The organism is Nocardiopsis sp. MT53 (assembly GCF_019598965.1).
GTDB classification, from domain to species: domain Bacteria; phylum Actinomycetota; class Actinomycetes; order Streptosporangiales; family Streptosporangiaceae; genus Nocardiopsis; species Nocardiopsis changdeensis.
On the sequence record NZ_CP080599.1, the window covers coordinates 1,976,694 to 2,002,538 of the forward strand.

General features: G+C 75.2%; 26 protein-coding genes. 15 read left to right on the forward strand and 11 right to left on the reverse strand.

Translation table 11 applies throughout. The features are described 5' to 3' along the window. Positions 1-24: 24 nt before the first annotated feature. The 8 genes from K1J57_RS08510 to K1J57_RS08545 all read right to left on the reverse strand — a co-directional run bounded on the left by K1J57_RS08510 (position 25) and on the right by K1J57_RS08545 (position 9,772). Complete coding sequence (locus K1J57_RS08510; RefSeq protein ID WP_255646914.1) at positions 25-2,808, reverse strand: DEAD/DEAH box helicase family protein; 2,784 nt, start codon at positions 2,806-2,808, stop codon at positions 25-27. A 381-nt stretch (positions 2,809-3,189) separates the two neighbouring features. After that, positions 3,190-3,609, reverse strand: coding sequence for a hypothetical protein (locus tag K1J57_RS08515; protein ID WP_220563906.1), 420 nt, complete (start codon positions 3,607-3,609; stop codon positions 3,190-3,192). A 519-nt stretch (positions 3,610-4,128) separates the two neighbouring features. After that, positions 4,129-5,139, reverse strand: coding sequence for a hypothetical protein (locus K1J57_RS33400; RefSeq protein WP_255646915.1), 1,011 nt, complete (start codon positions 5,137-5,139; stop codon positions 4,129-4,131). Positions 5,140-5,467: 328 nt separating this feature from the next. Continuing rightward, positions 5,468-6,184 (reverse strand): L,D-transpeptidase family protein, encoded by a 717-nt coding sequence (locus K1J57_RS08525; RefSeq protein WP_220563907.1) that lies wholly within the window; start codon positions 6,182-6,184, stop codon positions 5,468-5,470. A gap of 113 nt (positions 6,185-6,297) precedes the next feature. Continuing rightward, positions 6,298-7,596, reverse strand: coding sequence for a hypothetical protein (locus K1J57_RS08530; RefSeq protein ID WP_220563908.1), 1,299 nt, complete (start codon positions 7,594-7,596; stop codon positions 6,298-6,300). Between the two features lie 84 nt (positions 7,597-7,680). Then, positions 7,681-8,517, reverse strand: coding sequence for an ACT domain-containing protein (locus K1J57_RS08535; protein WP_220563909.1), 837 nt, complete (start codon positions 8,515-8,517; stop codon positions 7,681-7,683). 125 nt (positions 8,518-8,642) lie between these two features. Next, positions 8,643-9,197 carry a hypothetical protein gene (locus tag K1J57_RS08540; protein WP_220563910.1) on the reverse strand — a complete coding sequence of 185 codons (555 nt, stop codon included), beginning with the start codon at positions 9,195-9,197 and terminating at the stop codon, positions 8,643-8,645. Further along, positions 9,188-9,772 carry an RNA polymerase sigma factor gene (locus K1J57_RS08545; RefSeq protein ID WP_220563911.1) on the reverse strand — a complete coding sequence of 195 codons (585 nt, stop codon included), beginning with the start codon at positions 9,770-9,772 and terminating at the stop codon, positions 9,188-9,190. The genes K1J57_RS08540 and K1J57_RS08545 overlap by 10 nt, the downstream gene beginning before the upstream one ends. Before the next feature lie 447 nt (positions 9,773-10,219). On the opposite strand from K1J57_RS08545, the gene K1J57_RS08550 reads away from it, so the two are divergent. The 9 genes from K1J57_RS08550 (at position 10,220) to K1J57_RS08590 (ending at position 16,032) form a co-directional block, all read left to right on the forward strand. After that, on the forward strand, positions 10,220-10,690 hold the full coding sequence (locus K1J57_RS08550) for an Asp23/Gls24 family envelope stress response protein (protein ID WP_220563912.1): 471 nt from the start codon (positions 10,220-10,222) through the stop codon (positions 10,688-10,690). A 55-nt stretch (positions 10,691-10,745) separates the two neighbouring features. After that, positions 10,746-10,931, forward strand: coding sequence for a DUF2273 domain-containing protein (locus K1J57_RS08555; RefSeq protein ID WP_220563913.1), 186 nt, complete (start codon positions 10,746-10,748; stop codon positions 10,929-10,931). Then, a complete protein-coding gene (locus K1J57_RS08560) occupies positions 10,928-11,263 on the forward strand; it encodes an Asp23/Gls24 family envelope stress response protein (protein ID WP_220563914.1) in 336 nt (111 codons plus the stop codon). Before K1J57_RS08555 ends, K1J57_RS08560 begins: the two co-directional genes overlap by 4 nt. Positions 11,264-11,278: 15 nt before the next feature. Further along, on the forward strand, positions 11,279-11,881 hold the full coding sequence (locus K1J57_RS08565) for a DUF6286 domain-containing protein (protein ID WP_220563915.1): 603 nt from the start codon (positions 11,279-11,281) through the stop codon (positions 11,879-11,881). Beyond that, positions 11,878-12,543: a hypothetical protein gene (locus K1J57_RS08570; RefSeq protein WP_220563916.1), complete on the forward strand. Its 666-nt coding sequence runs from the start codon at positions 11,878-11,880 to the stop codon at positions 12,541-12,543. Before K1J57_RS08565 ends, K1J57_RS08570 begins: the two co-directional genes overlap by 4 nt. A 196-nt stretch (positions 12,544-12,739) precedes the next feature. Next, positions 12,740-13,168: a hypothetical protein gene (locus K1J57_RS08575; protein ID WP_220563917.1), complete on the forward strand. Its 429-nt coding sequence runs from the start codon at positions 12,740-12,742 to the stop codon at positions 13,166-13,168. A 242-nt stretch (positions 13,169-13,410) separates the two neighbouring features. Continuing rightward, positions 13,411-14,211, forward strand: coding sequence for an ABC-2 family transporter protein (locus tag K1J57_RS08580; protein ID WP_220563918.1), 801 nt, complete (start codon positions 13,411-13,413; stop codon positions 14,209-14,211). After that, complete coding sequence (locus K1J57_RS08585) at positions 14,204-15,052, forward strand: ABC transporter permease (protein ID WP_255646916.1); 849 nt, start codon at positions 14,204-14,206, stop codon at positions 15,050-15,052. The genes K1J57_RS08580 and K1J57_RS08585 overlap by 8 nt, the downstream gene beginning before the upstream one ends. A gap of 2 nt (positions 15,053-15,054) precedes the next feature. After that, a complete protein-coding gene (locus K1J57_RS08590) occupies positions 15,055-16,032 on the forward strand; it encodes an ATP-binding cassette domain-containing protein (RefSeq protein ID WP_220563919.1) in 978 nt (325 codons plus the stop codon). Positions 16,033-16,153: 121 nt separating this feature from the next. On the opposite strand, the gene K1J57_RS08595 is transcribed toward K1J57_RS08590, so the two are convergent. Both K1J57_RS08595 and K1J57_RS08600 read right to left on the reverse strand, forming a co-directional pair. Beyond that, positions 16,154-17,383 (reverse strand): cell wall metabolism sensor histidine kinase WalK, encoded by a 1,230-nt coding sequence (locus K1J57_RS08595; protein ID WP_220563920.1) that lies wholly within the window; start codon positions 17,381-17,383, stop codon positions 16,154-16,156. Then, positions 17,380-18,054, reverse strand: a complete 675-nt coding sequence (locus K1J57_RS08600) for a response regulator transcription factor (RefSeq protein ID WP_220563921.1) — start codon at positions 18,052-18,054, stop codon at positions 17,380-17,382. The genes K1J57_RS08595 and K1J57_RS08600 overlap by 4 nt, the downstream gene beginning before the upstream one ends. A gap of 238 nt (positions 18,055-18,292) precedes the next feature. On the opposite strand from K1J57_RS08600, the gene K1J57_RS08605 reads away from it, so the two are divergent. The 4 genes from K1J57_RS08605 to K1J57_RS08620 all read left to right on the forward strand — a co-directional run bounded on the left by K1J57_RS08605 (position 18,293) and on the right by K1J57_RS08620 (position 21,949). Next, the gene (locus K1J57_RS08605; protein WP_220563922.1) at positions 18,293-18,781 is read left to right on the forward strand and encodes a hypothetical protein; all 489 of its coding nucleotides are present in this window, start codon (positions 18,293-18,295) and stop codon (positions 18,779-18,781) included. Continuing rightward, positions 18,778-19,920, forward strand: a complete 1,143-nt coding sequence (locus K1J57_RS08610) for a peptidoglycan-binding protein (RefSeq protein ID WP_220563923.1) — start codon at positions 18,778-18,780, stop codon at positions 19,918-19,920. The genes K1J57_RS08605 and K1J57_RS08610 overlap by 4 nt, the downstream gene beginning before the upstream one ends. Continuing rightward, entirely contained in the window at positions 19,917-20,633 is a 717-nt protein-coding gene (locus K1J57_RS08615; RefSeq protein WP_220563924.1) for an ABC transporter ATP-binding protein, read from the forward strand. Before K1J57_RS08610 ends, K1J57_RS08615 begins: the two co-directional genes overlap by 4 nt. A 140-nt stretch (positions 20,634-20,773) precedes the next feature. Beyond that, positions 20,774-21,949, forward strand: a complete 1,176-nt coding sequence (locus tag K1J57_RS08620; RefSeq protein WP_220565414.1) for an ABC transporter permease — start codon at positions 20,774-20,776, stop codon at positions 21,947-21,949. Positions 21,950-21,972: 23 nt separating this feature from the next. On the opposite strand, the gene K1J57_RS08625 is transcribed toward K1J57_RS08620, so the two are convergent. Further along, the gene (locus tag K1J57_RS08625) at positions 21,973-22,998 is read right to left on the reverse strand and encodes an Lrp/AsnC family transcriptional regulator (RefSeq protein WP_220563925.1); all 1,026 of its coding nucleotides are present in this window, start codon (positions 22,996-22,998) and stop codon (positions 21,973-21,975) included. 105 nt (positions 22,999-23,103) lie between these two features. Between K1J57_RS08625 and K1J57_RS08630 the strand changes: the two genes are divergently transcribed. Continuing rightward, complete coding sequence (locus K1J57_RS08630) at positions 23,104-24,303, forward strand: M20 family metallopeptidase (RefSeq protein WP_220563926.1); 1,200 nt, start codon at positions 23,104-23,106, stop codon at positions 24,301-24,303. A gap of 67 nt (positions 24,304-24,370) precedes the next feature. Continuing rightward, a complete protein-coding gene (locus K1J57_RS08635; protein WP_220563927.1) occupies positions 24,371-25,810 on the forward strand; it encodes an MFS transporter in 1,440 nt (479 codons plus the stop codon). Positions 25,811-25,845 lie beyond the last annotated feature (35 nt).

The window sequence follows — 25,845 nt, forward strand, 5'->3', positions numbered from 1 at the left end:
GTCGCCCCGGTGAAGCGCCGGGGGTCAGGACCAGGTGAGACGGCGGGCGGTGGAGGTGTCCTCCAGCGGTGAGGCGCCGTAGTGGGTGGCCAGCAGGGCCGCGCCCGGTTCGGTGGAGGTGCGGATCGCGCGGGTCGGGGCGATCCAGTGCCCCCAGGCGTCCTCGAACGCCCGGAGGTGGGCGCGGTTGCGGCCGAACAGCGCCGGGACGACGTGGTGGACGACCGGGTTGTCCGGCGGCGTTCCGTCGAGGAGGGCGCGGGCGTTCGCCTCTGTCGGGGCGGGCGGCAGCGGCCTGGGGATCAGGTACCCGGGCTCGCCGAAGACCGGGCCGAGCAGCTCCTCCAGGGCGGTGGCGAAGTCCTCGGCGGCGTCGGGGAGGGTGAACCGGTACACGCCGTCGGTGTCGATGTGGACCCGCACCCCCGAGGCACCGGTCGCGGAACGCCCCATCCCCCGGAGGGTGTCGGCGACCGCGCAGGCGTAGCGGACCGCGTCGTCGGGTCCGGCCGCCTCGGCGATCAGTTCGCGGGCCCGGCGCACGCGGGCGGCCCTCCGGACCCGGAACAGGACGGGTATCACGGCCGCGGTCGCCGCGGCCGCGAGCAGGAACCCGAGCGGTGCGATCCCCGAGAACACGACCAGCAGGACGATGAGGGCCGCCAGGGGCAGGACCGCGCCCGGGAACCCGGCCGGCAGCGCCCCGGACAGGCCGGCACCCGGCAGGAACACGCCCCGGTCCCCCGGCAGCACCCGGGGCGGGTCCGGCAGGGCGACGTCCACGCCGCGGACGGCGGGGGCGTGCCGCCTCCGCACGCGCAGGGTGGGGAGCAGGAAGTCCTCGTAGGGCTCGCCGAGGCGCCAGCGCTCGCGGGTGAGGTCGCGGCGCCCGATCCGGTCGAGCATGCGGCGGTTCAGCCCGCCGGGGTCGTCGGGCGGCGCGTACGGGGACAGGGAGGGGTCGATGTGGGCGACGCCGCTCATCACCTCGCCGTCGGCGTCCACGCCCAGGTAACCCTCGTGTTTGCGGACGAACCGGTCCCAGTCGGCGTCCCCGCGCGGGTGCTCGCCGGAGACGCACACGACCGTCCAGGTGTGCGCGGTCTTCTCCGGCCAGGACGGGTCCAGGCGCAGCGCGCGGCCGCGGCTCTGGACGACGGCGGTGGGCGTGGTCGCGGTGGTCAGGTCCACGACGGTGTTCACGCCGCGCGCGTCCCAGCCCTCGCCGAGCAGGGCGCGGGTGCCGACCAGGACGCGCGAGCCGCCGGACTCGAAGAACCGGGTGACGGCGCCCACCCTGACGCGGGGCGACCAGGAGCCCTCGATGTCGCACAGCCCGTCCGGGCGGTCGACGGCGGCGAGGTCGGCGCCGGGCAGTTCGGCGCGGGCGTACTCCAAAAAGACCATGGCCGTGCCCGGCGCCATGGCCACGGTGCGGCCGGTGAGCAGCACCGGGTCGAGGAGGTCGGTGCGGGGGTCCCCGGCCAGGGTGGTGAGCTGGAGCCGGGCCGATCCCGCGTCGGCGTCGAGGATGCCGCGCAGGGCGGCGGGCGGTCGAGACGAGGCGTGCTCGTGGTCGCACAGGACGAGCGCGCGCAGCCGCTCCCCCAGGGCCGCGTTCTCGGCGGCGAGGATCTCGACGGTGGCGTGGGCCTTGGAGTCGCTGCGGGCCAGCACCCGGTCCACCGGCGAGACGCCGCGCCGAACGCCGTTGCGGGTGAGGTGGTGGCCGATCGCGGGCAGGGCCGCACGCAGGCGCTCGCGGGCCTCGCGGTCGCGCTCGGAGGCGGTGTCCGGGGGCAGGCAGCGCTTGGCGTAGTCGTCGATGAGGGCGATCCAATCGGCCGCGGTCGGCGGGCGGCGGTGCGCCTCGAAGGGGCGGGCGCCCTCCGGGAGGTCGCACAGGCCGACGTGGTGCAGGCGCAGCACGGCGTCGGACAGGGCGGGCTCGGCCGCGGCGATCCGCGACCAGGGCACGCGCCCGCCCTCCGCGGCGTCCCGGTTCACGAACCGGGCGTCGATCCAGGGCAGCAGGTCGGTGGTGGCGAAGCCCGGCGTGAGCAGTTCGTCGCACATCCGGGAGAAGCGCTCGCCCTGGTCCTTGAGGTAGGCGAGCTCGGTGGGCGTGGGCGTGGTGAGGTAGGCCAGTTCCGCGAAGGGGGCGAGGTAGCCGGCGCGGACCAGGGCGGGGATGGAGGCCCCGGTGACGGGTTCGCCGAAGAGGCGGTCGACCAGGGCCCGCTCGGCGGCGGTGAGGTTCGTGGCCGGGGTCCCGGTCAGGCCGATGACGTGGGCGTCGGGGAGGTCGTCCAGGACCTCGGAGAGCAGGCGCCCCCACACCTGGAGCAGGTGGTGGCACTCGTCGAGCAGCACGGTGAGGGGGCCGGCGTCGTGCAGGGCCTCGACGAGCGCGCGGCCATTGGGGTGCAGCCGGTCGCGCACGGAGGCGCGGCCGCCGCCCTCCTCGTCGGTCTCGGCGTCGGGGTCGAACACCGCCAGGGACTGGTAGGTCAGGACGGTGACGTGGTGGGAGAGGTCGCGCTCGACCCCGGCGGTGCGGTCGTCGCCCTCGGGGCGCAGGGAGTCCCAGGTCCGGATCCACTGGCCCTGGATGGCGGTGTTGGGCACGAGGACGACGGTCCGGCGGTCGAGACGGCGGGCGGCCGCCAGGCCGACGAGGGTCTTGCCCGCGCCCGGCGGGAGAACGATCCACGTGCGCCGCTCCCCGGCCTCCCAGCGCGCGGCGACCGCCTCCAGCGCCTCGCGCTGGTAGGGCCGGAGGTCGGGGGGATCCGTGACTGGGGACACCCGTCCACGGTAGCGGCGGCACGCCCCACCCAGTGGGGCGAGGGGTGGCGGGGACCGCCGCGGGTCCGGAACGGCGGTACCGGAGACCGGCGTTCCCGTACACACGTCGCGGAGAACGATCCGAAGCGGTCGGCGCGGCCGGGGACAGTGGGCGGCGGCACCGGAGCACCACGACTCCGCGAATCCGAAGACCGACGCTCCCGTACACACGTCGCGGAGAACGATCCGAAGCGGTCGGCGCGGCCGGGGACAGCAGGTGGCGGCGCCGAAGCACCACGACTCCGCGAATCCGAAGACCGGCGTTCCCACGCACACCTCGGGGAGAGCGACCTCGGGGGCGCTCACGGACCCGGGGGCCCGGGATGGCCGGCGGGGCTGGGGTCAGCTGGCGGCGGCGTCGCGGACGCGGTGCCAGGCGGTGACCCAGCGGCGGCGTTCGGCCTCGTCCTCGCCGGCACAGGCGGTGACGAAGGCCATCAGGAACACGTAGCGGGGCAGCCGGTCCCCCTCCAGGACCTGGCAGAAGGTGGAGTGTTTGACGGCTCCGCCGCACAGGTACTCGAGCTCCCGGTAGGACCAGTCGCCGGCCCACACCACGTAGCGGCGCATGGTGAGGAGGAACTCGGCGGTGGTGCGGGCGTGCAGGGGGTTGGGGCGGTGCTCGTACCCGTCGATGTCGCGCAGGGGGCGCGAGCGCTCGACGGGGGCGGCCACGGGGGTGGAGAGGAGGCGGTCCAGCCATCCGGTGCCGCCGAGGGCGCGGTTCGGGCCGGTCGGTTCAAGGACGCCCGTGGGGGTCACTCCGCCTCCATTTCTTGTTCCGAGAAGGATCGTCAATCGCTGCTTCCGTGCAGGGGACACCTGGGGGTGCACAAGTGAACAGGGGGTTCAGAGAGAACACCGAAGCCGTGCGAGGACGTTGTGGAGTAACCCCGACTGTTCGGTTACCGGGAAATCTACCGGATGAACACGACAGGCGAAAGCGCCTGTGGCGTGGGCGTCCCGGCGTTCTCCGCCACACAGAGGTGTGACGCGCGGGGGTCTCTACGGAGACTCGGGAATTTTTCTCGACAAATCCATCGAATGTCATCTGAATCGCCGGGAGAAACGTCGTCGGCGACCAATGGGCGTGACGCACTTCCCACCTGGTGACACCACTCCCCTCCCCCAGTGGCCACTACGAGAGATATCCGAATACCCGGATTAAGGCCAACCGAAATGGCGATCGCGAGACCGCGACGGCGATCCGCCGCCGGAACGGCCGACGGGGCCGGGGCGCGGCCGAGGCTTCCCCCGCGCCCGCGGGCCGTCCGTGATCGCCTAGGGCGCAAGGCCCTCCGGTGTCCAGGACACGACGGTCGCGTCGTCGCGGACCTTGCCGCGGGGGTGGGCCCGCCCCTGCGGGTCGGCGTCCTCCAAGGCGCGCACCCGCTCGATCAGCGCCCCCGGCCCCTTGTCCGAAACCAGGGAGAAAGCCTGTCCCCAATCCAGGTCGCCGAAGACCTCCACCGCGCGGGTGGCGCCGTCGGTCATGAGCGCGAACCGGTCCAGGCGAGCCGTCCCGGTGAGCGCCTCGTCGGCGGCCCGCGGGTCGGAGCCCGCCGTCCAGAACCCGCCGGGGACACCGCGCAGCGCCCGGATCGCCCCCGCCGCCTCGCCGCGGCGGCGCAGCTCGGCCCGCAGGACGTCCAGCCGCGTGTCGGCCACCAGACCGACCCCGTTCACCTCCCGGACCACGCCGCTGCGCGCATCCGGCCCCGGGCCCCGTCCCGGTCCGGGCTCCGGCACGCCCCGATCGGGACGGGGATCCGGCGCCTCACCGGCGGGAGCGCGCGGCTCGGACCCCTCGCCCGGAAGGGGGCGGGGGTCGGCGATCAGGAGCACGGAGTCGGACAGCACCAGGTACTCCAGCCACCCTGGCCCGGCCATGCCCTCCGCCGGGGGCGCCCCGGTGCCGGGCCTGCCGTCCGGCACCGCCGCGCCGCTCGTGTCCGGGCCGGAGGGGTCGCCGCCGGGGTGGAGGCGGACGGCCACGACGGTGGCGGACGGGGTGTCCCGGTGGGCGAGGTCGCAGGTGTCGGCGTGCAGAGCGGCCGCCGCCCCGATCGCCTCGGCCAGCGCGGTGCGCGGCGGCAGCCCGGCGTCCATGCCCGCCAGCAGCAGGGCGCCCAGCCGCCGGACGTGCCGGGCCACCCCGTGGGAGCAGCCGTCGGCGCCGTCGGGCGGCCCGCTCACCCCGTCCAGCAGCACCGCGCAGCGCGCGGACACCGCGGCGAAGTCCTCGTTGGGGCGGTCGGCGCGGCCGGGCGCGGTGGCGATCAGGAAAGGCATCGCGGTTCCCTTCGCGGACCGGGCGGTCCCTCCGCCCGGCAGTCTGCACTCCTTCCCGCGGGCGTCGGCGGCCATCCCATCGGCGGATGAACGCCGCGGAACCGACCGCGGGCGGTCCGGCCACCGGTGCGATGGCCACCGGTAGGGCGGCCGCAGGGTGGACGGCCCCGGCTGGACTGCCACCGGCGACCCGCTCGGTCCGGGCAGGCGGCCCCGGGCGGGAGGGGCGTCGCCGGTAGTCCCCGGGACGGGGCGGGGCCCGCCCCGGGAGTGATCGGGGGCCGCGGGGCCGGGAGCGCGTCCCGGCCCCGCGGGCGTCCGCCGGCGGTCAGCGGACGACGACGGTGGTGCCCACCGCGATATGCCCCTCCTCCCGCAGCCAGTCCATGGCCGACAGGCTCACCCGCGCGCAGCCGTGCGAGGCCGGCTGCGCCGGCACGCTCGGGTACCCGTGGACGGCGATGCCGCCGTTGAAGTACATCGGCGCGTACAGCGCACCGTAGGGGCCCGGGTCCCAGCCGGACACCTGCCGGAACACCGTGTAGGTGCCGGTGGGGGTGACCGCGATCCGCTCGGAGCCGTCGGAGCCGAGGTAGGGCCTGCCGGATCCGGTGGAGGTGTTGAGCGTGTACTCCACCTCCCCGCCGGAGACCACCAGCAGCAGCTGGCGCTCCAGGTCGATCTCCAGCGCGTCACCGGAGGAGGTCGCCGATGGTCGGACCCCGTCGGCCAGGGCGGCCCGGGTGTCGGGGCCGACCACGCCGTCGCGGTCGATCCCGGCGGCCTTCTGGAGGGCGAGCACGGCCTGGGCGGTGTGGGGCCCGAACTCGCCGTCGGCGCCGTCGAGCCAGTAGCCGAGGTCGAGCAGCTGCTCCTGGAGCGCCGCGACGGCCCGCCCGGAGTCGCCGTTGCGCAGCTCGCGGACGGCGGCGTCGGCGGGCGGGGGAGCGAGCAGGAGGGCGCCCAGCAGCGCGGCGGTCAGCACCGCCAGGAGCCGGGCCGGTCGTCGGAGGAACGGGACGGAGGGTGTTCGGGGGGTTGCCATACGTCTCTTTTACCCGCCTGGGACGGATCATGGGGGATTTTCCACAGCCTGTGGAAAAAAGCGCGGGCCCGAAACCGGATCCCCGGCCGCGGGCCCGCGTTCCGCCGCGGGGGTCAGATGAAGTACGAGCTGCGCACCGGCCCCGGCGTGTCCGCGCGCCAGCGCCGGCCGGTCCGCGCCCACCCCCCGGCCACGGCCCCGACGAACCCGGCGAGCACGTCCACCGTGTCCGGCGGCCCCTCCTCACCGTTCTCCCCGGTCACTGCCTCGGCGGCGAGGACCTCCTCGGCCAGCTCGGCCTCCGGGCGCCCGTCCGCCGGGACCGTCTCCACACCGCGGGAGGGGTCCTGCACGTCCACCATCCGCATCCGCTCGCCCCACGGGCGGTGCGCGTTCTGGTGGAGCAGCGTCACCACGTCGGCCGCCGGACCCTCGGGGCGGACCCAGCTCGCGGCGTGCTCGAAGAGGATCTGCCCGTCGGGCCGCTCGAACAGCGCCCCGCGCAGCTCCGGGTCGGCGTCGTCGAGGTCGTAGGCCACCACCAGCGCGCCCGGCCGGGCCGGGTCCACCGGCAGCAGCGGCAGGCCGAGCAGCCGGGACGCGGCCAGTCCCAGGACCGTGCTGTCCCGGTCGGGCAGGGCCATGACGCCGTCCACCGCGCGCCCGGCGGTCTCCAGCACCAGCCGCAGCCGTTCCAGCCCGGTGCGGCAGTACGAGTAGTCGTCCGAGACGAACGCGTAGCGCCCCCGCATGGGCTCCTCGAACCCGTGCGGGGAAAGGTGCGCGACCACTCCCCCGTGCAGCACGAAGTGCCATCCGCGCAGGTCGGAGCCGTCCAACGGGCCGACGGCGGCGGCCGCCGCGGCCCGCTCGGCCATGGCCGCGACCCGGGCGCGGGCCGGGCCCCAGTCCGGGTCCTCGGGTTCGGGCAGGTCGGCCAGGGCCTCCCTGGCCCCGGCGAGGTCCCCGGCGGCCAGGGAGTTGTAGGCGATCAGGTACCGGCCGGGCCAGGCGGGCAGCTCGCCGTCCCACCCGCGCAGGGCGTCGGCGGCCTCCCGGTGCCGGTGGGAGTCCTCCAGCGCGGAGGCCAGCTCCCACAGGACCGGCAGGACGTCGGGGGCCAGGCCGCGGGCCCGGCGCAGCGCGGGGACGCCGACGAAGGGGATCCCGGACCCGGTCGCGGCGTATCCGAAGTCGTAGAGGGCCTTGGGGCCGTCGATGTCGGCGAGCAGGTCGGCGGCGGCCCCGGCCAGGTCGTCCGCGCCCAGGGCGCGGGAGGCGTCGCGCACCAGCGCGACCAGCTCGGGCAGCGGCAGGTCGTCGGCGTACGGGCGCAGGGAGAGGACGGCGCGCGAGGGCTCGCCCTTCGCCAGGCTCGCCCGGGCGGCGGCCAGCGGATCGTTGTCGGTCATGCTCCTCCAGGGGGGTGGGGCGGACCCGTGCGGCCCGCCCCCGGTGCGACGCGCTCGCGGACCCCCTGGTTCTCATCCGCCCCTTCAGGCGCCGCCGGTCCGGCTGCCCAGGGTGGCGGCGACCTGTGCGAGCGCCCGGCAGCGGGCGAACTCCACCGGCGTGAACGGTGTTCCGGAGCGCCGGACGACCAGCACCCGGCCGTCGGGGGCGGGCAGTGTCATCACGGTGCCGGACAGGTCCTCGCGCCCCAGGCCGACGGGCGGCGCGTCCGCCGTCTCGACCACCCGGGCGGCGGCCAGGGACAGCAGCGAGTCCTCCAGGGTCGTGTCCCCGGACGCGAGCGCCCCGACCAGGGCCAGGGTCCGGCTGGTGGTGTCGCTGAGCTCGTGCGGGTCGGCGGTGCGCACGATGGCGTCGCGGCCGCCCGCCTCCCGGACGGCGGCGTGCAGGGCGTGCGCCCCCACGCGGGCGGGCGCGCTGACGAAGAACTCGTCGACGGCCTCGGCCCCGGCGGGGTGGACGTGCATGAGGCGGATGTCCACGCCCAGGGCCGCGAACCCCGCGGTGAGGGCGGCGAGCCCGCCGGGGACGTCCGCGACGGTGACGCGCACGCTCCACAGGCGGTCGCCGAGCGGCTCGTGGACGGGTGCGGCTCCGTGCGGGCGGCGGGTCTCCGCCCGGTGCGCAGCCGGGGCCGCGGGCCGCCGGTGGCGGTACCAGCGGTGCAGGCCGGAGGCCAGGACCAGCAGTGTCCCGACCGCGAGCAGGGCGCGGGCCCCGTCGTCGCTGTGGCCCAGGGAGAGCACCACCAGGTGCGCCGCCCCGGCGGCGGTCAGCAGGACCCCGAAGTCGAGGGCCTCCCTGCCGAGGAAGCCGGTGCGCCGGTCGTCGGTTCCGTCGTGGGCATCGGTAGCGTCCATGGGTCCGACGGTGCCAAGCCGACGTTGCGCCCGTGCTCCGCCCGGTGACGGGGCGGTAACGGCGGGGCGTGAGTCCCGTCACGGCCCCGCCCGCACCGCCGGCCCCGCGTGAGCTCCCTCCCTGCTCAGTCGGACTCGATCAGCCCGACGACCTCGATGTCGATCCGGAGGACCGGGAGCCCCAGCCGGTGTTCCAGGATGTCGCGCACGGTGCGGCGCACGTCCTCGGCCGCCCCGGCGATGGGGGTGCCGTGGGCGACCCGGACCGTCAGGGAGACCGCGAGCCCGTCCGGCCCCCGCTCCACCCGGCAGCGGCCGACGAGCACCCCGGGGACCCCCCGGGACGCGTAGCGCGCCATGGCCGCGACGGCGGACTCCCGTATCCGGGTCGTTCCGGGACCGGGTCCGCCGAGCAGCAGCGAGCGTCGGTTCCCGCGTTCGGCGCGGATGGCGCGCATGACGTCCTCGACGAGCCCGGCGGGGGCCTTGACCGCCTCCGCCTCGGGCTCGCGCAGCGCGGACACCAGCGGGGCGAGGTCGCGCGCGGTGGCCCGGCAGTGGGGGCAGCGGGCCTCGTGTTCGGTGGTGCGGCCCTCCATCAGGTTCCGCACCAGCACGTCCTCCTCGTTCCCGCAGGGGAGGAGGCCGTCAGCGCCGTCGTCGGGCGGTTCTAGCGCCATGGTGCAAGAGCCTTCACGAGATGGGTGCGGGCGCGGTGGATCCGCCCACGCACGGCGGTCGGGGTCGCGTCGACGACTTCTGCTATCTCTTCATATCCCCATCCTTCCATTTCCCTCAGGACCCAGCAGGTGCGCTGTCCCGGGGGCAGTCCGGCCAGGGCCTGCATCAGCGCGCCCCGCAGGTCGCCGGCCAGCGCCTCGGCGTCCGGCCCGGCGTCGCGGGGGTCCGGCGCGGCCTGCTCGTCGATCGGTTCGGTCTCCGCCCGGGAGCGCAGGAGGTTCAGGGCGCGCCGCCCCGCGATGCGCTTCAGCCAGGGGCCGAACGCCGCGGGGTCCCGCAGTTCGGGGAGTTTGCGCCAGGCCGTGATGAGGGCCTCCTGGGCGGCGTCCCGGGCGTCGCCCGGGTCCCGCAGGATGCGCAGCGCGATGCGGTAGACCACGTCCTGGTGCCGCGTCAGCAGGATCTCGAACGCCGTGTCGTCGCCGTCCTGCGCACGCTCGACCAGGACGGCCTCGGGGACGGCGTCCTCCGGCCCGGCCGGTGCCGCGGACTCCTCCCGGAGCTCATCTGACACGGATCACCCACTCACGGTATTCGGACAGGTACATTCAGTATCCATTCCAGCACTAAAAAAACGTGATCCGCATCACGTGAAATCCACCGTGAGCCCGGCCCAGGCTCCCGTGTCTTCACGGACGACGGCACCGGAACGGGCGTGCCGCACACGAGGACACGGAGGACCGGCCATGGGAGAAGCCAGGACACCGACCCGGCGGGAGGCCCCGGCGAACGCGCCCGGGCGGGCCGGGGACGGCACGTCCCCCGCGCCCGGCGGCCCCCTCCCCCGTCCGGCGGACGCGGCGACCGGCGCGAGGCTGCGCCTCTCCCGCCTCCGGTCCGCGGCGCACCGCGTCGCGGCCCCCGGCGCCCCGCCGCGCTGATCCGGCGCCGTCGGCACGAGCACGGACCCGAAGCAGAGCCACCCGAAGCAGGAACAGAAGCAGAGACAGAGGAGACGGACATGGCAGCCAAGAACCCCCAGGACACCGGAACCGCCGGCACCGACCTGCGCCGCGTCACCACCGCCACGGGCGGCGACGCGCAGGGCCGCACCGTGATCGCCGACCACGTGGTCGCCAAGATCTCCGGCATGGCCGCCCGGCAGGTCCGCGGCGTCCACCGGATGGGCGGCAACGCCTCCCGCGCCTTCGACGCGGTCCGCGAGCGCATCCCCGGTTCGACCTCCTCGGCCGCCGCGGACCGGGGGGTCGCGGTCGAGGTCGGGGAGCGCCAGGCGGCGGTCGACATCAACCTGGTCGTCGAGTACGGCGCCGTCATCCCCGACCTGGCCGCCGAGGTCCGGCGCAACGTGGTCTCGGCCGTGGAGCGGATGACGGGGCTGGAGGTCACCGAGGTGAACGTGGCCGTCGACGACATCCACCTCCCCGGCGAGGGCGAGGACGCCTCCGGCAACGAGCCCCGTGTGCAGTGAGGGGACCGTCGTGACCACCCGTGAGACCGAGCACGAAGACCGGAGATGAGCAGTCATGTGGCCGATCGTCGGACTCGCCTTCGGCGTCGTCCTGGGACTCACCGCCGCGTTCGGCGGGTTCTGGGCGTTCCTTCTGGTCCTGCTGTTCGGGGCGCTGGGGTTCCTCCTCGGCAGGGCGTACGCGGGCGAGGTGGACCTCGCCGCCCTGTTCACACCGAGGGACCGGAGGGACGTGCGGTGAGCGCGCCCACCCCCGGCCGGACCGTCGTCGCCGACCGCGTGATCGAGCGCCTGGTACGCCACGAAGCGCTGCGCCACGAGGCGGTGCGCCCCCTGGAGGGGGCGCTGCGCGGTGCGATCGCGGGCTCCCCGGTGCGGGTCGAGGTGAGCCGCGGGGGCTCTCGCGTCGCCCTGCGCGTGGAGGTCGCGATGGCCTACCCCCGCCCTTTGGAGGCGGCCGCGGCGGACCTGCGCGTGCGGCTCGTCGCCGCGGTGGAACGGACCACGGGGCTGCGCGTCCACACGGCGGACGTCAGCGTCGTCCGCCTCGTCCTCCCACCGGTCGTTCGCTGACACGGAAGGCCTTCCATGTGTCCCGAGAAGAACTCGGAGAAGAACTCCGAGAAGAAGCGGTCCCGGTCCGCGCGGCGCACCGCGCTGCGCCTCCTGCGTCCGCGCCGGACCGGCACCGCGGTGCTGTGCGCCGTGTCCCTGGTCCTGGCCGGGGCGGGGGCGGGGGCGGTCGCCCCGGCCCGGGCCCTCGTTCCGGACCACCCGGCCGCCCGGACCGTCGGCGACCTGTCCGCCGCGGTGTCGGGCGTCGGCGCGACGGCCGTCCTGTCGGCCGCCGCGCTGGTCGTCGGCGCCGCCCTGGTCGTGTCCTCCCTCGCGCGCGGCGGCCGGGGGCCGCTGGCGCTGGTGACCGACGACCCGCTGTTCGTGTGCGGCCTCACCCGCGGCGCGGCCGCCCGGCTGTTCGCCGAGGAGGCGCGGGATGTGGACGGTGTGAGCGGTGCCCGCGTGCGGGTGGGGAGGCGGCGCGTGCGCGTCCTGGTCTCCACCCGGATGCGGGGGTCCTCCGGTGCCCTGCGCGGCCGGGTGGAGGAATCGGTGCGCCGCAGAGCCGGGGAGCTCGGGGTGCTGCCCCGTCCGGCGGTCCGGGCGCGCGTGCGTGAGGTGGGTCCGGCATGACGGCGATCCGTGAGAACCGTACGCGGGAAGAGGACCGCGTGCAGGAGGCGGTGAGCGCGGAGCGGGGGCCCGCGCGCCGCCCCTTCCGCGGGGCGATGCGCCGGTCGCGCCTGAACCGCGCACTCTCGTTCGCCCTGGGCGCCGCGCTGATCGCCGCGGGCGCCCTGGGGGCCGCCGGGGCCGCCGCCCGGGCCGGCGTCCGCGCGGCCGGGGGCCTGGACCTCCTGCCGCGGCTCGCACCATCGGTTCCACCGCAGCTGCTGCCCTACGCCGTCGCCGCCGTCGGTCTGGCCGCCGTCCTGCTGGGCGTGTGGTGGCTGCTGGCCCAGCGGGACACCGGGCGGCTGCGTCGGCTGGTGCGGGGCGCGGACTCGGCCGCGGGCCTGACCGTCCTGTCCGGGAACGCCCTGGGGGACGCGGTGGCCGAGGCCGTGGAAAGGGTGCCCGGGGCGGTGCGGGCGCGCGCCCGGCTCCACGGTCCGGAGAACGCCCCGTGGCTGCGGCTGGAGGCGGTCGTGTCCCCGGACACCGATCTCCGCGAGTTCCTGGACGGCTGCCGGGAGACGGCGGTCGAACCACTGCGGATGTCCCTGGGCGTCCCGGCGGTGCCGACGCTCGCCGTTGTGGCGGTGGGCGGGGAGTCCACCAGAAAGGTGCTGTGAACAGCGGTGATGCAACCCCCTCGCAACCCTTGGGCGACTATTGGTGAACGTAAAATCACCGTCCGAGGTAGATTTTTTTCCTCCGAGGGGGAAAGTGAACTAGATCACATAGATTAGGGCGTGAGTTGATCAAGCCCGATCTCGTCCTCACTCAGGACGAGCGGCAAGAACAGAGTGACGGAACACGGGAGATCACATGAGAATCCCTGCCGGGCTCACCTCGACGGGCATGACGACCAGCACCACGGCCTCCCCCATCCCGGAGGCCGAAGACATCGGAACGACCACGGGGCGGAGTGAGGACACCCCCGCCACCGTGCTGATGCGGGCGCCCCGCCTCACCGCCGCGACCGGCGTGTTCGCCGTCGTCGGCGTCGTGGCCGGGTTCACCGTGGTGGCGGTGCTCCTCCTGGCCCACCCGACCCCTCCCACCCTCCTCGGCGGCTTCGGACCGGAGGCGGTCTGGACGATGCCCGCCACCGCCGTCGCCTCCGCGCTGGGGCTGACCTTCCTGATCGTCGCCTTCCTCGCGGACCGGCGCGCGGAGGAGGACCTCCGCCACTCCTTCCAGGAGCGGGAACCCGGGTCCCCCGAGGGGGCGGACGGCGCACGCACCGCGCCCTGAGCCCGACCTCCACCGCGGCGACACCGGCCGCACCGGGTCCCGCCCCGACACCGGGGGCCGGGACGGGACCCGTCCGCACCTTCCCCGGCCGCCGCGCGGACGTGTTATGTTCACCCTTCGCGGCGACCCGGACCTGAGCCCCTCGCGCGTCAGGGACGTGCCGGACACACCGCGCCTTTCGGGCGCGAAGTTCCCATCCAGCACGCAGTGCACACAGAGCACGTCCCAGGGGGTCTTCCTTCGTGCGCGTCTATCCGGCCGTGTACATCAGAGGGCTGCGCAGGTACTCCACCTATCGCGCGGCCACGATCGCCGGCATCTTCACCAACTCCGTCTTCGGCTGCATCAACGCCGCCGTCCTCCTCGCCCTCTTCTCGGTGCGCCCCGAGATCAACGGGTACGACGCGGCCGACGCCGTCACCCAGGTGTTCGTCTGCCAGGCGCTGATCGCGACCGTCGCGATCATGGGTCCCCCGCTGGACCTGGGCGAGCGCATCCGCAGCGGGGCCGTCGGCACCGACCTGCTGCGCCCGGTCCCGCTGCTCGGCTGGTGGCTGGCCGAGGACCTGGGCCGGGCCACGTTCAGCATCGTCTTCCGGGGCGTCCCGACCTTCCTCGTCGGGGTGCTGCTGTTCGACCTGCTGCTGCCGGGGACACTCGGGCACTGGGCTCTGGTCCTCGCCTCCGTCGCCCTGGCCGCGGTCATCGGGTTCGCCCTGCGCTACCTGTACGAGGTGGCCGGGTTCTGGATCCTGGACACCCGGGGGATCTGGGCGGTCGTCGGCCTGGTCGGCCCGGTGGCCGCCGGGATGCTGCTGCCCCTCCCCCTCTTCCCGCCGGCCGTGGCCGACGTCCTGCGCGTCCTGCCGTGGGCGGCGACCGTCCAGATCCCCGCCGAGGTCATGCTGGGCAAGGAGAGCCTGCCGGGCGGGACCGCCGCGGGCGGGCTGGCCCTCCAGGCCGGGTGGGCGGCCGCCCTGCTGCTGCTCGGCGCGTGGCTCACCTCCCTCGCCACCCGCAAGGTGGTGGTCCAGGGTGGCTGACCTCCTCCCGCGCACCCCCGACCGGCCCGTCGAACGCCTGACCCGGCCGGTCCGCACCTACCTCCTGCTGGCCTGGACCTGGAGCCGGGCGCTCGCCCAGTACCCGGCCTCCCTGGCCCTGATGACCTTCGGGACCTCCCTGGGCGCGATCGCGGAGATCTCCGCCGTGTTCGTCGTGTTCGGGCACGCCGGGGCGCTGGACGGCTTCTCCCTGGCCGAGGGCCTGCTCATCGCGTCCCTGTCCAACCTGGTGTTCGCCACCGCCGACATGCTCATGGGCATGGTGGAGGGGCTGGGCCAGCACATCCGCAACGGCTCCCTGGACGTCATGATGGTGCGGCCGGTCTCCCCGCTCATCCAGATCGCCACCGACCGGTTCGCGCTGCGCCGCCTGGGCCGGGTGGTCCCGGCGACCGTGGTCATGGGGGTGGCGCTGTACCACTGCGACATCGACTGGACCCCGGGCAAGGTCCTGATGCTGCCGGTCCTGCTGGTGTCGGGGGTGGCGATCGCCGCCGCCGTCTGGACCGCGAGCGGGTGCCTGCAGTTCTTCGTCGCCGACGCCCGCGAGGCCGCCAACTCCCTCACCTACGGCGGGCAGGCGCTCACCGAGTACCCGCTGTCCATCTACGGCAAGGGGGTCGTGTACGCCGTCACCTTCGCGGTCCCGCTGGCGTTCGTCTGCTGGCAGCCGGTCCTGTACCTGCTGGACCGCCCGGACCCGACCGGGCTGCCCGGCCTCCTCCGCTACGCCCCGCCGTTCGTCGCCGCCCTGTCGTGCGCGGCCGCCGCCCTGCTGTGGCGGCTGGGCCTGCGCCACTACCGATCCACCGGGAGCTGAAGATGACCCGTGCACACTCCGACGAGACCGTCATCGAGGCGGTCGGCCTGGGCCGCGACTTCGTGCTGTCCGAGGGCCCGCTGTTCCGCCGCACCAGGCGCACCGTGTCCGCCGTGCGCGGCATCGACCTCACCGTCAGGGCCGGGGAGATCGTCGGCTACCTGGGCCCCAACGGCGCGGGCAAGAGCAGCACCATGAAGATGCTGACCGGCATCCTCTCCCCCACCGCCGGGCGCCTGCGGGTGCTGGGCGTGGAGCCGTCCCGGGAGCGGACCCGCCTGGCCGCCCGGATCGGGGTGGTGTTCGGCCAGCGCACCACCCTGTGGTGGGACCTGCCGCTCAAGGACAGCCTGGAGCTGACCCGGCACATGTACCGGGTGCCGGCCGCCGACCACGCCCGGAGGCTGGCCGAGCTCACCGAACTCCTGGAGCTGGGGCCCTTCCTCCGGACCCCGGTGCGCCAGCTCAGCCTGGGCCAGCGGATGCGCGGCGACCTCACCGCCGCCCTCCTGCACGGGCCCCGGCTGCTGGTCCTGGACGAGCCCACCATCGGCCTGGACGTGGTGAGCAAGTCGACCATCCGCGAGTTCCTGCTGCGGCTGAACGCCGAGGAGGGCACCACCATCCTGCTCACCACCCACGACCTGGGCGACGTGGAGCGCCTGTGCGAGCGGGTGGTGGTGATCGACCACGGCTCCCTGGCCTACGACGGCGACCTGGACGGACTGCGCGCGGCCGTGCCCACGCCCCGGGTGCTGGTGGTGGACCTGGCCGAGCCCGCCCCGCCGCTGGAGGTGGCGGGCGCGCGGTGCGTACGGACCGAGGGGCCCCGCCAGTGGCTGGAACTGGCGGACAACCCGTCGGCGGTCATCGGCCGGGTCGCGGCGGGGCACGACATCGCCGACCTGACCCTCCAGGAGCCCGACATCGAGGGCGTGGTGGCGGCCCTGTACCGGGGCGCCGAACCGCGGCCCGCCTGAGCCGGATCCCTCCGGGGCGCCGCCGACGCCTTTCGTTGGCGGCACCCCGGGCGTGTCGGCCGTCGCCCGCGGTGACGAAAACCCGCCCCGCGGGCGGCAGCGCTTTCGTTGCGTAGTTGCGTCACCGCCCGAATGCGTCACCCTCCACGGCCGGGAAGCCGACCGTGACGGTGAGGCCGCCCCCGGTCCGGGGCAGTGCCGACACGCTGCCGCCGTGCGCCTCGGCGATCGACCGGACGATCGACAGGCCCAGGCCGCTGCCGGACCGGTCGCGGTGCAGGCGGGCGGCGTCGCCGCGGTGGAAGGGCTCGAACAGGGCGTCGGCGTCGCGCACCCGCGGACCGGTGTTGGCGACCCGCAGCACGGCCCGGTCGGCGATCGTGCTCACCTCCACCCGCACCCAGCCGCCGTCCCCGCCGTCGACGTTGTAGCGCAGGGCGTTGTCCACCAGGTTCCGGGCCAGGTGGGCCAGCAGCACCCGGTCCCCCGCCACGTCGGCGGGCTCGACCTCCAGCTCCAGCGCCACGCCCCGGGCCCGGGCCGTCCCGGTGTGGAGGGCGACGGCGTCGCCCGCGACCTCGGCCAGGCCCACCGCCTCGGTACCGCTCAGGCCCCGGTCGGACCGGGCGAGCAGGAGCAGCCCGGCGATGAGCTCCTCGCTGCGCTCCACCGATTCCAGCACCCGCCCGAAGGCGGGCTTCAGGTCCTCGGGCACCCGGCCCTGGGACAGCGGCACCTCCAGTGCGGTGCGCTGGACGGCCAGCGGGGTGCGCAGCTCGTGCGAGGCGTTGGCGACGAACCGGCGCTGGCTGTCGAAGGCCCGCTCCAGGCGGGCGAGCATGCCGTCGAAGGTGTCGCCCAGCTCGCGGAACTCGTCGTCGGGCCCGGTCAGCTCCAGGCGGCTGTGCAGGTCGTCCTCGGACAGGGTGCGGGCGGCCTCGGTGACCCGGTGCAACCGCCGCATCGGGCGGCCCGCGATCAGCCACCCGGCCAGGGCTGCCAGCGCCGTCACCCCGCCCAGCACCAGCACGGAGGTGACCACCATGTCCGTGAGCACGGCGGAGCGGTAGGCGTCCAGCAGCTCCTCGACCGCCGCCTGAGCCTCCCCGTAGTCCTCGGCCTCCCAATACGTCCCGGTCGGCACGGTCGGTGCCGCCGGGATGGAGACCGTGTCCGCCTCGTCCAGCGCCTGGACGGCGACCCCCTCGACGGTCGTCGCCAGGCTCACGCCGCGGTTCTCCAGGCTGGCGGAGACGATCCCGTAGTTCACGCCCAGCAGCACCGCCCCGCCGAGCACGAACACCGCCGTGTAGACCAGCGCCAGCCGGGTGCGCAGGGTCAGCCGGTTCACTCCGGCGCTCCGGCCCGGATCCGGTACCCCTGCCCGGGGACGGTCTCGATCACCGGCGGATCGCCGAGCCTGCGCCGCAGTCCGTGCACCACCACCTTGAGCACCCCGCTGAACGGGTCGAGGTGGGCGTCCCACACCTTCTCGATGAGGCGGACCGCGGACAGCGGGGCGCCGTCGGCGCGCAGCAACTCCTCCAGGACCCCCAGCTCCTTGGGCGACAGCGCCAGCTCTCGCCCGTCGCGGAACGCGGTCCGGCGCACGGTGTCGACCTCCAGTCCGGCCGCGGACAGCAGCGGCGGGGCGGCCGGCCGGGCCCGCCGCCCCAATGCCCGGACCCGGGCCACCAGTTCCGTGTACGCGAAGGGCTTGGCCAGGTAGTCGTCGGCGCCCAGGTCCAGTCCGGCGACCCGGTCCTCCACCTCACCGGCCGCGGTGAGCATGAGCACCCGGGCGTGCACGCCGGGGTCGGCCGCCAGGCGGCTGCACACGCGGTCGCCGTGCAGGACGGGCAGGTCCCGGTCCAGGACGATCACGTCGTAGTCGTGCACGGTGGCGGTCTCCCAGCCGGTGCCGCCGTCGTGGCACACGTCCACGGCCATGCCCTCGCCGCGCAGCCCCTCGGCCACGCTCCGGGCCAGCGACGGCTCGTCCTCCACCACCAGAACCCGCACGGCACGCCCCTCTCACCACCGACACCCACTGACCGGCGAGTATGCACCCGCGGGGTTAGAACACGGTTATGCCGGGGCGGGACCCGTGCCCCGACCAGGAGGGACGCGGCCGCAGGCCGTCCGTTGAGGGCGGTGGAGGGCGACGGGCGGGCTAACCGACGGCTAACCGCGGTCCCGATGGCATGTGCTCCGAAGCGGTGCCGGACCGGCCGGCACCGGGAACCGAGGAGTGAACGACATGCGCGCATCGGCCTACGCCCTGGGGGCGGCCGCGGCGGGACTGCTGCTCACCGGATGCGGAGCCCTGGGCGGGGACGCCGACGGGGAGGCCGGCGGAACACGGGAGCCCACCATGGAGGAGGCGATGGTGGACTTCGCCGCCTGTATGCGCGAGAACGGCTACGACATGCCCGACCCGGAGGGCGAGGGCATGATCGCCCTGCCCGCGGTCGACCCCGACGACGAGGAGCTGATGGCCGCCCTGGAGGCCTGTGAGGACATCATCCCAGTGGACGAGAACGCGCCGTCCGAGGAGGAGCTGTTCCAGGAGGGCCTGCTGATGGCCGAGTGCATGCGCGAGGAGGGCTTCGACATGCCCGACCCCGAACGCGGTCAGGGCATCACCATCCCCGTGGAGCCCGGCGACGACGAGGGCATGGAGGCGCTCACCCGCTGTTCGGAGCAGGCGCAGGAGGAGGTCCGGGGCAGTGGGGACGGTGACTCGTGAGCACCGCCACGCTCCCCGGGGGGCCGGAGGCGGAGACCGGGGCCGCCGGGCGCCCGCGACGGCGGCGCGGCCTGCCCTGGCTGATCGCCGCCCTGGCGGCGCTCACCGCGCTGGGCGCGCTGGCCGCCTACACGGTGTGGGGTCCGCCGCCGGCCTCCGACGGTGACGCGGCCCCGCGCCCCGAGGCCACCGCTCATGTGGAGCGCACCACGCTGGAGCGCCGCGAGACCCTGGACGGCACCCTCGGGCATCCCGGTGCGGGGGCCTTCTTCGCCCGCTCCGACGGGGTGCTGACCCGGCTGCCCGAGGTGGGCGCCGAGCTGTCGGCGGGCGACCGCGCCTGGGAGGTCGACGGCCGCCCCACGATCCTGCTGCGCGGGGACGCTCCCGCGCACCGGACCCTGGAACCGGGGGTGAGGGGTGAGGACGTTCGCCGGTTCGAGCAGGCGCTGTCCGAGCTCGGATACGGCGGGTTCACCGTGGACGACGAGTACACGGCGCTCACCGCCGCGGCCGTCGAGACCTGGCAGCGGAACACTCAGGGGATGGAGGTCACCGGCACGGTCGACCCTGCCCGGATCTGGTACACGCCCGGGCCGGTGCGGGTGACCTCCCACGAGGTCGCGGTGGGGTCGAACGTCGCCCCCGGCACGGCCCTGCTCGACACCGCCGCCACCGAGCGCGTGGTGCGGATCGACCTGGACGTGGACGACCGGGACCTGGTGGCCGGGGGCGACGAGGTGACCGTGGAGATGCCCGGCGGCGGCACGGTGACCGGCGAGGTGTCGTCGGTGGGCACCGTGGCCGAGACCGCCGACGACGCCCCGGAGGGGACGCCCGGCGGCGAGGAGGAGAAGGCCACCGTGGAGGTGCTGGTGCGCCTGCCCGACGACGCCGAGGGGTTCCTCGACCGGGCCCCCGTCACCGTGGAGGTTCGGGGCCAGAGCCGGGAGGACGTCCTGGCCGTGCCCGTGGGCGCGCTGATCGCCCTCTCCGGCGGCGGGTACGGGGTGTCGGTGGTGGGAGCGGACGGCACCGTGAGCGACGTCCCGGTGGAGACCGGCTGGTTCTCCGACGGCCTGGTCGAGGTCACCGGCGACGGCGTCGACGAGGGCACGGAAGTGGTGGTCCCGGGATGAGCGTCCGCGAGAACGGCCGGGGCGCGCCCGCCGTGGAGTTCACCGGCGTGACCCGCTCCTACCCCGGCGGGGTGCGCGCCCTGGACGGGGTGGACCTGCGGGTGGAGCGCGGGGAGATGGTGGCGATCGTCGGCCCCTCGGGGTCGGGCAAGTCGACCGTGCTCAACATGATCGGCACGCTGGACGCGCCGACCGAGGGAACGGTGCGCGTGTTCGGCCACGACGTGGGGTCGCTGGACGACGGGTCACTGTCGGCGCTGCGCGCCCGCGTCCTGGGGTTCGTGTTCCAGAGGTTCCACCTGGCGCCCAACGTGCGGGCGCTGGACAACGTCGCCGACGGGCTGCTCTACACGGGTGTCCCGTTGCGGGTACGCAGGAAGCGGGCGCTGGCGGCGCTGGAGCGGGTGGGGCTGGCCGACCGGGTCGGCCACCGGCCGCACGAGCTGTCCGGCGGGCAGCGCCAGCGGGTGGCGATCGCCCGCGCCGTGGTCGGCTCGCCCGACCTGCTGCTGGCCGACGAGCCGACCGGCGCGCTGGACACGGCCTCGGGCACGGAGGTGATGGGCCTGCTGCACGGGCTGCACGAGGACGGCGTCACCGTCGTCGTCATCACCCACGACCGCGAGCTGGCCGCGCGGGCGCCGCGGCGGCTGGAGGTGCGGGACGGGCGGGTGGTCGCCGACTCGGCCGCGCTCCCGGAGGGGGTCTCGTGAGCCGCCTGTGGGAGGGGCCGACGGAACACCGCCGGCCGGGGAAGGAGACGGAGGGTCCCGGTGGCCGGCGCGGGGAGGGTGATCCGGAGTCCCGGCCCGGGACCCGCGGGGCCCGGCCGGCCCGCCCCCGACCCGCGCGGCTGTCCCCGCTCGACCACCTGCGCACCGGGGCGAGCGGGCTGCGCGCCCGCCCCGCCCGGGTGGTGCTGTCCGCCCTGGGGATCGCCATCGGCATCGCCGCGATGGTCGCGGTGGTGGGCATCTCGGCCTCCGGCCGGGCCGACCTGGAGGCGACGCTCGCCCGGCTGGGCACCGACCTCGTCACCGTGGCGCCCGGGACCACGTTCTTCGGCGGGGACGCGACCCTGCCCGAGGAGGCGCGCGGCCGGATCGACCGCATGCCCGAGGTGGAGCGCACCTCGCAGGTGGAGCAGGTGAGCGGGGCGAAGGTCTACCGGAGCGACCTCGTCCCGGCCGGGGAGTCCGGCGGGATCGGCGTGCACGGCGTCGGCGTGGACCTGAAGGACACCCTGCGCGCACGGATGGCGCTGGGCGAGTGGTTCAACGGCGCGACCACGGACCACCCGGCGACGGTGCTGGGCGCCTCCGCGGCCGAACGCCTGGGCGTCACCCGGATCACCCCGGACACGCTGGTGCTCATCGGCGGCGAGTACTTCTCGGTGGTGGGCGTGCTGGCCCCGGTGGAGCTGGCGCCCGAACTGGACAACGCGGCGCTGGTCGGCCAGGAGGCCGCCGAGGAGCTGCTGGGGGGCACCGGCGACCCGTCCACGATCTACGTGCGCACCGACCCGGAGCGGACCGCCCAGGTCCGGGACCTCGTCGGCCGCAACGCCAACCCGGAGAACCCGAACGAGGTCGAGGTGTCGCGCCCCTCGGACGCGCTGGCCGCCGGGCAGGCCGCCGACCGGACCCTCCAGGGCCTGCTCCTGGGGCTGGGCGGGGTCGCCCTGCTGGTCGGCGGGGTCGGGGTGGCCAACACCATGGTCATCTCGGTGCTGGAACGGCGCGGCGAGATCGGCCTGCGCCGGGCCCTGGGGGCGACCCGCGGGGCGATCCGGGTGCAGTTCCTGGTGGAGGCGATGGCGCTGTCGCTGCTGGGCGGGGTGTTCGGCGTGGCGCTGGGAGCCCTGGTGACGGCGGTGTTCGCGCTGCTGCGCGGGTGGCCGTTCGCCCTGCCCTGGTGGGCGGGGGCGGGCGCGGTGGCCGCGACGGTGGCGATCGGAGCGGTGGCCGGGCTGCTGCCCGCGCTGCGCGCGGCGGCCCAGCACCCTGTGGAGGCGCTGAGCGCGGACTGAACGCCCCGGGCCGTCCCCGCGGTTCAGGCCCCGGGGACGGCCCAGGGATCCACCGGGACCCCGCCGGTGCGGTAGCCCCGCTGGTCCAGGCGCTGCCCCAGGAGCTTGGCCTGCCACAGGCCGATCGCCCGGTCGCCCACGACCAGTTCGGGCACCACCCGCATCAGGTCGGCCTCGAACCTCTGGGAGTCCTCCACCGACCGGCTCCACGCGGCGATCAGCAGGTTGTGCCGCCCCGTCACGCCGGCGCACAGCCGCACCTCGCGCATGGCCGTGATGCGCTGGGCCGCCTCGGTGATGGCGTCGGCCGGGACGCCCGCCCACAGCAGGACGACGGACGGCCAGTCCGACAGCGGCCGGGCCACCTCGCAGCGGGCCTGCACCATGCGGGCGGCGAACAGGTGGCGGACCCGGCGCCTCACCGTGTCGGGGCTGCTGTCGCAGCGTTCGGCCAGGGCGGTGTACGGCATGCGCCCGTCCATGGACAGCTCCACCATGATCCGGCGGTCCAGCTCGTCGGGCAGGTCCGCGGCCTCCACCGGGAACGCCTCGGCGGACAGCCGCTCCACCTGGGCGGGGGTGAGCGCGCGCAGCCTCCAGCGGCTGCCCTCCGTGAAGACCGCGCCCGCCAGGTGGGTGCGGCTGGCGCGGACCCCCTCCATGGTGTCCAGGGAGCCCACCACCCAGCGGGACAGCGCCCCCACGTCCTCGGTCATCACCGTGAGCAGCAGGTCCCGGTCGCCGGTGACGTGCTCGACGGTGGACACGTGCGGCAGCTCCGTGAAGGCGCGGGCCACCGGCAGCAGGTGGCCGCCGACGCAGTCCACCTCGATGAACGCCAGGCAGCCGCCCGCCCCCGCCAGCGCGGCCCCCGGGTAGCAGGTGATCCACGCCGCCCCGGAGTCCCGCAGCCGCTGCCAGCGCCGGGCGACCGTGGCCGCGTCGACCCCCAGGACCCGGCCCAGCACGGTCCAGGAGGCGCGCGGGGAGATCTGGAGGGCGTGGACCAGCTGCTGGTCCACGTCGTCCAGGATGCGGTTTTCCGGCATGGATATCCCCCGACCTGCGATTTTCCGATGAAATCGGCGCCCCTACAGGTATACCGCCCCATCCTGGCCCGGTCGGAGAACGTGAACGACGGGGGGGACCCGAGCATGCGGATGGTGGAACGGGCGGAGAAGCACCGCGAGGACCTGGTGGAGCTCCGCCGAGCCCTGCACCGCGAACCGGAGATCGGCCTGGCGCTGCCGCTGACCAAGGCCAAGGTCCTGGCCGCCCTGGAGGGCCTGCCCCTGGAGATCACCGAGGGCCGGACGCTCGGCTCGGTCACCGCCGTCCTGCGCGGCGGCCGCCCCGGGGGCGCCGTCCTGCTGCGCGGTGACATGGACGCCCTGCCGGTCCGGGAGGACACCGGCCTGGAGTACTCCTCCCGGTTCGACGGCGTCATGCACGGCTGCGGACACGACCTGCACGTCGCCGGCCTGGTGGGCGCGGCCCGGCTGCTGTGCGAGGTGCGGGACGAGCTGCCCGGCGACGTGGTGTTCATGTTCCAGCCCGGCGAGGAGGGCCACGACGGCGCCCGGATGATGATCGAGGAGGGGGTGCTCGACGCGGCGGGCAGGCCCCTCGACGCCGCCTACGCCGTGCACGTGGCCGCCAACATGCTGCCCGCCGGGTTCTGGGCGACCAAGCCGGACGTGGTCATGAGCGCTTCCGACGTGCTCAGGGTGACCGTGCGCGGCGAGGGCGGCCACGGCTCGTCCCCGCACCGGGGCAAGGACCCGGTGCCCGCCGCCTGCGAGATGGTGCTGGCGCTGCAGAGCCACGTGACCCGCACCTACGACATCTTCGACCCGGTGGTCGTCACCGTGGGCCGCCTGGCCGCCGGGACCCAGCAGAACGTGCTGGCGCACGAGGCCGAGTTCGAGGCGACCGTGCGCAGCTACTCCCCCGCCAACCAGGAGCGACTCAGGGAGGCCCTGCCCGCCCTGGTCCGCGGGATCGCCGCGGCCCACGGGCTGGAGGCCGACGTGGAGTACCGGGTGCTGTACCCGGTGACCGTCAACGACGCCGCCGAGGCGGCCTTCGCCATGGACACGGTGCACGACCTGTTCGGCGGGAACGCCGGGTTCGTGTCCCCGGTGCCCGCCTCGGGTTCGGAGGACTTCTCCCTCGTGCTGCGCGAGGTGCCCGGGGCGATGCTGATGCTCGGCGCCACCCCGGCCGACGCCGACCCCGGCTCCGCGCCCGCCAACCACTCCCCGCAGGCCCGCTACGACGACGCGGTGCTGCCCGCCCAGGCCGCTCTGCTGGCCGAGCTGGCGGTGCGCCGCCTGTCGCGCGGCGACGCCTGACCCCGGCCGCCGGCCCGCGGCCGTGCGCCGCCCCGCCCATCCCCTCTCCCCGTACGGAAGGCCTGCCATGAGCGTTCCCCCCTCGTCGCCCGACAGCACGGCGGCGCCCGGTGCCACCACCGGTGTGGTGGCCGTCGTGGGCCTGCTGGTGTTCTTCGAGCTCACCAGCGGCCTGCTCCAGGGCTCCATCACCCCGCTGCTGCCGCCTCTGCGCGAGGAGCTGGACATCTCCGGTGCCGACCTGCACTGGATCCACGCCGTGCAGTACCTGTCGGCCGCGGTGAGCGTCCCCGTGTTCGGCCGCCTGGGCGACCTGTACGGGTACCGCCGCATGCTCCGGGTATCGCTGGCCTGCATCGCCGTGGGCAGCGTGGTCGTCGCGCTGGCGCCCACCCTGGGCGTGCTGCTGGTGGGCCGGGCCCTGCTGGGCCCGCTGGCCGCCCTGCTGCCGCTGGAGATCGGGCTGGTCCGGGACCGCCTCTCCCCCGAGCAGGGGCGCAGGGCCATCGGCATGCTGGTCGGCTCGCTGACCCTGGGCTCGCTGCTGGGGGTCCTGCTGGTGGGCGTGCTCCAGACCGCCCTCGGCGACGTGCGCGTCACCCTGGGGATCCTGGCCGTGCTGGCCGCGGGCTGCCTCGTGCTGTCGTACTTCAAGGTGCCCGAGTCGCGGAACCGGGCCTCGGGGCGGATGGACCGGGCGGGCGGCATCCTGCTGGGCCTGGCGCTGGTCAGCCTGCTGGGCGGCGTTTCCCAGGGCAACGAGCTGGGGTGGACGTCGCCGGTGGTGCTCGGCGGCGCGGTGCTGGCGGTCGTGCTGCTGGTCCTGTGGGTGCGGGTGGAGCTGCGCAGCGAGAACCCGCTGGTGGACGTGCGGGCCGTGGCGCACCCGCGGATCGCGCCCCAGTACCTGGGCGGGTTCACGCTGGGCGTGATCATGCTCGGCGGGCAGAGCATCGCGGTGACCTACCTGTCCAGCGACCCCGAGCGGACCGGCTACGGGTTCGGGCTGGACGTGATGAGCATCGGCCTGGTCATCGCGGTGCCGACGGTGCTGGCGTTCATCGGGGCGAGCGGCATCGCGCCGATCGCGACCCGGCTGGGGTACCGGCGGACGGTGGGCCTGTCGTTCGTCCTCATGGCGGCGGGAACGGTGGGGCTGGCCACGGCGTGGGCGTCGCTGCCCGCCTTCGTCTCCTGCTTCGCCGTGGCCGGGCTCGGGTTCGGCCTGGCGCTGGGCGCCCTGCCCACGGTGATCGTGGAGGACAGCGCCGAGGACCGCTCGGGCAGCGCGACCGCGTTCTACAACAACCTCAAGACGCTGGGCGGCAGCGTCGGCGGGGCGCTGACCGCTTCGCTGCTGGGGATGCTCCTGATCCAGGGCACCGACCTGCCCTCCCTGGACGCCTACCGGGCGGTGTGGGGGATCAGCGCCGCCCTGGCGGTGGTCACCGCCGTCCTGGCCGGGCGGAGCGGGCGGGCCGGGCGGCGGGTCGGGGCCGACGCCTGACCGGCGGCCCGACGGGCCCCGGGACCCCGCTCGGG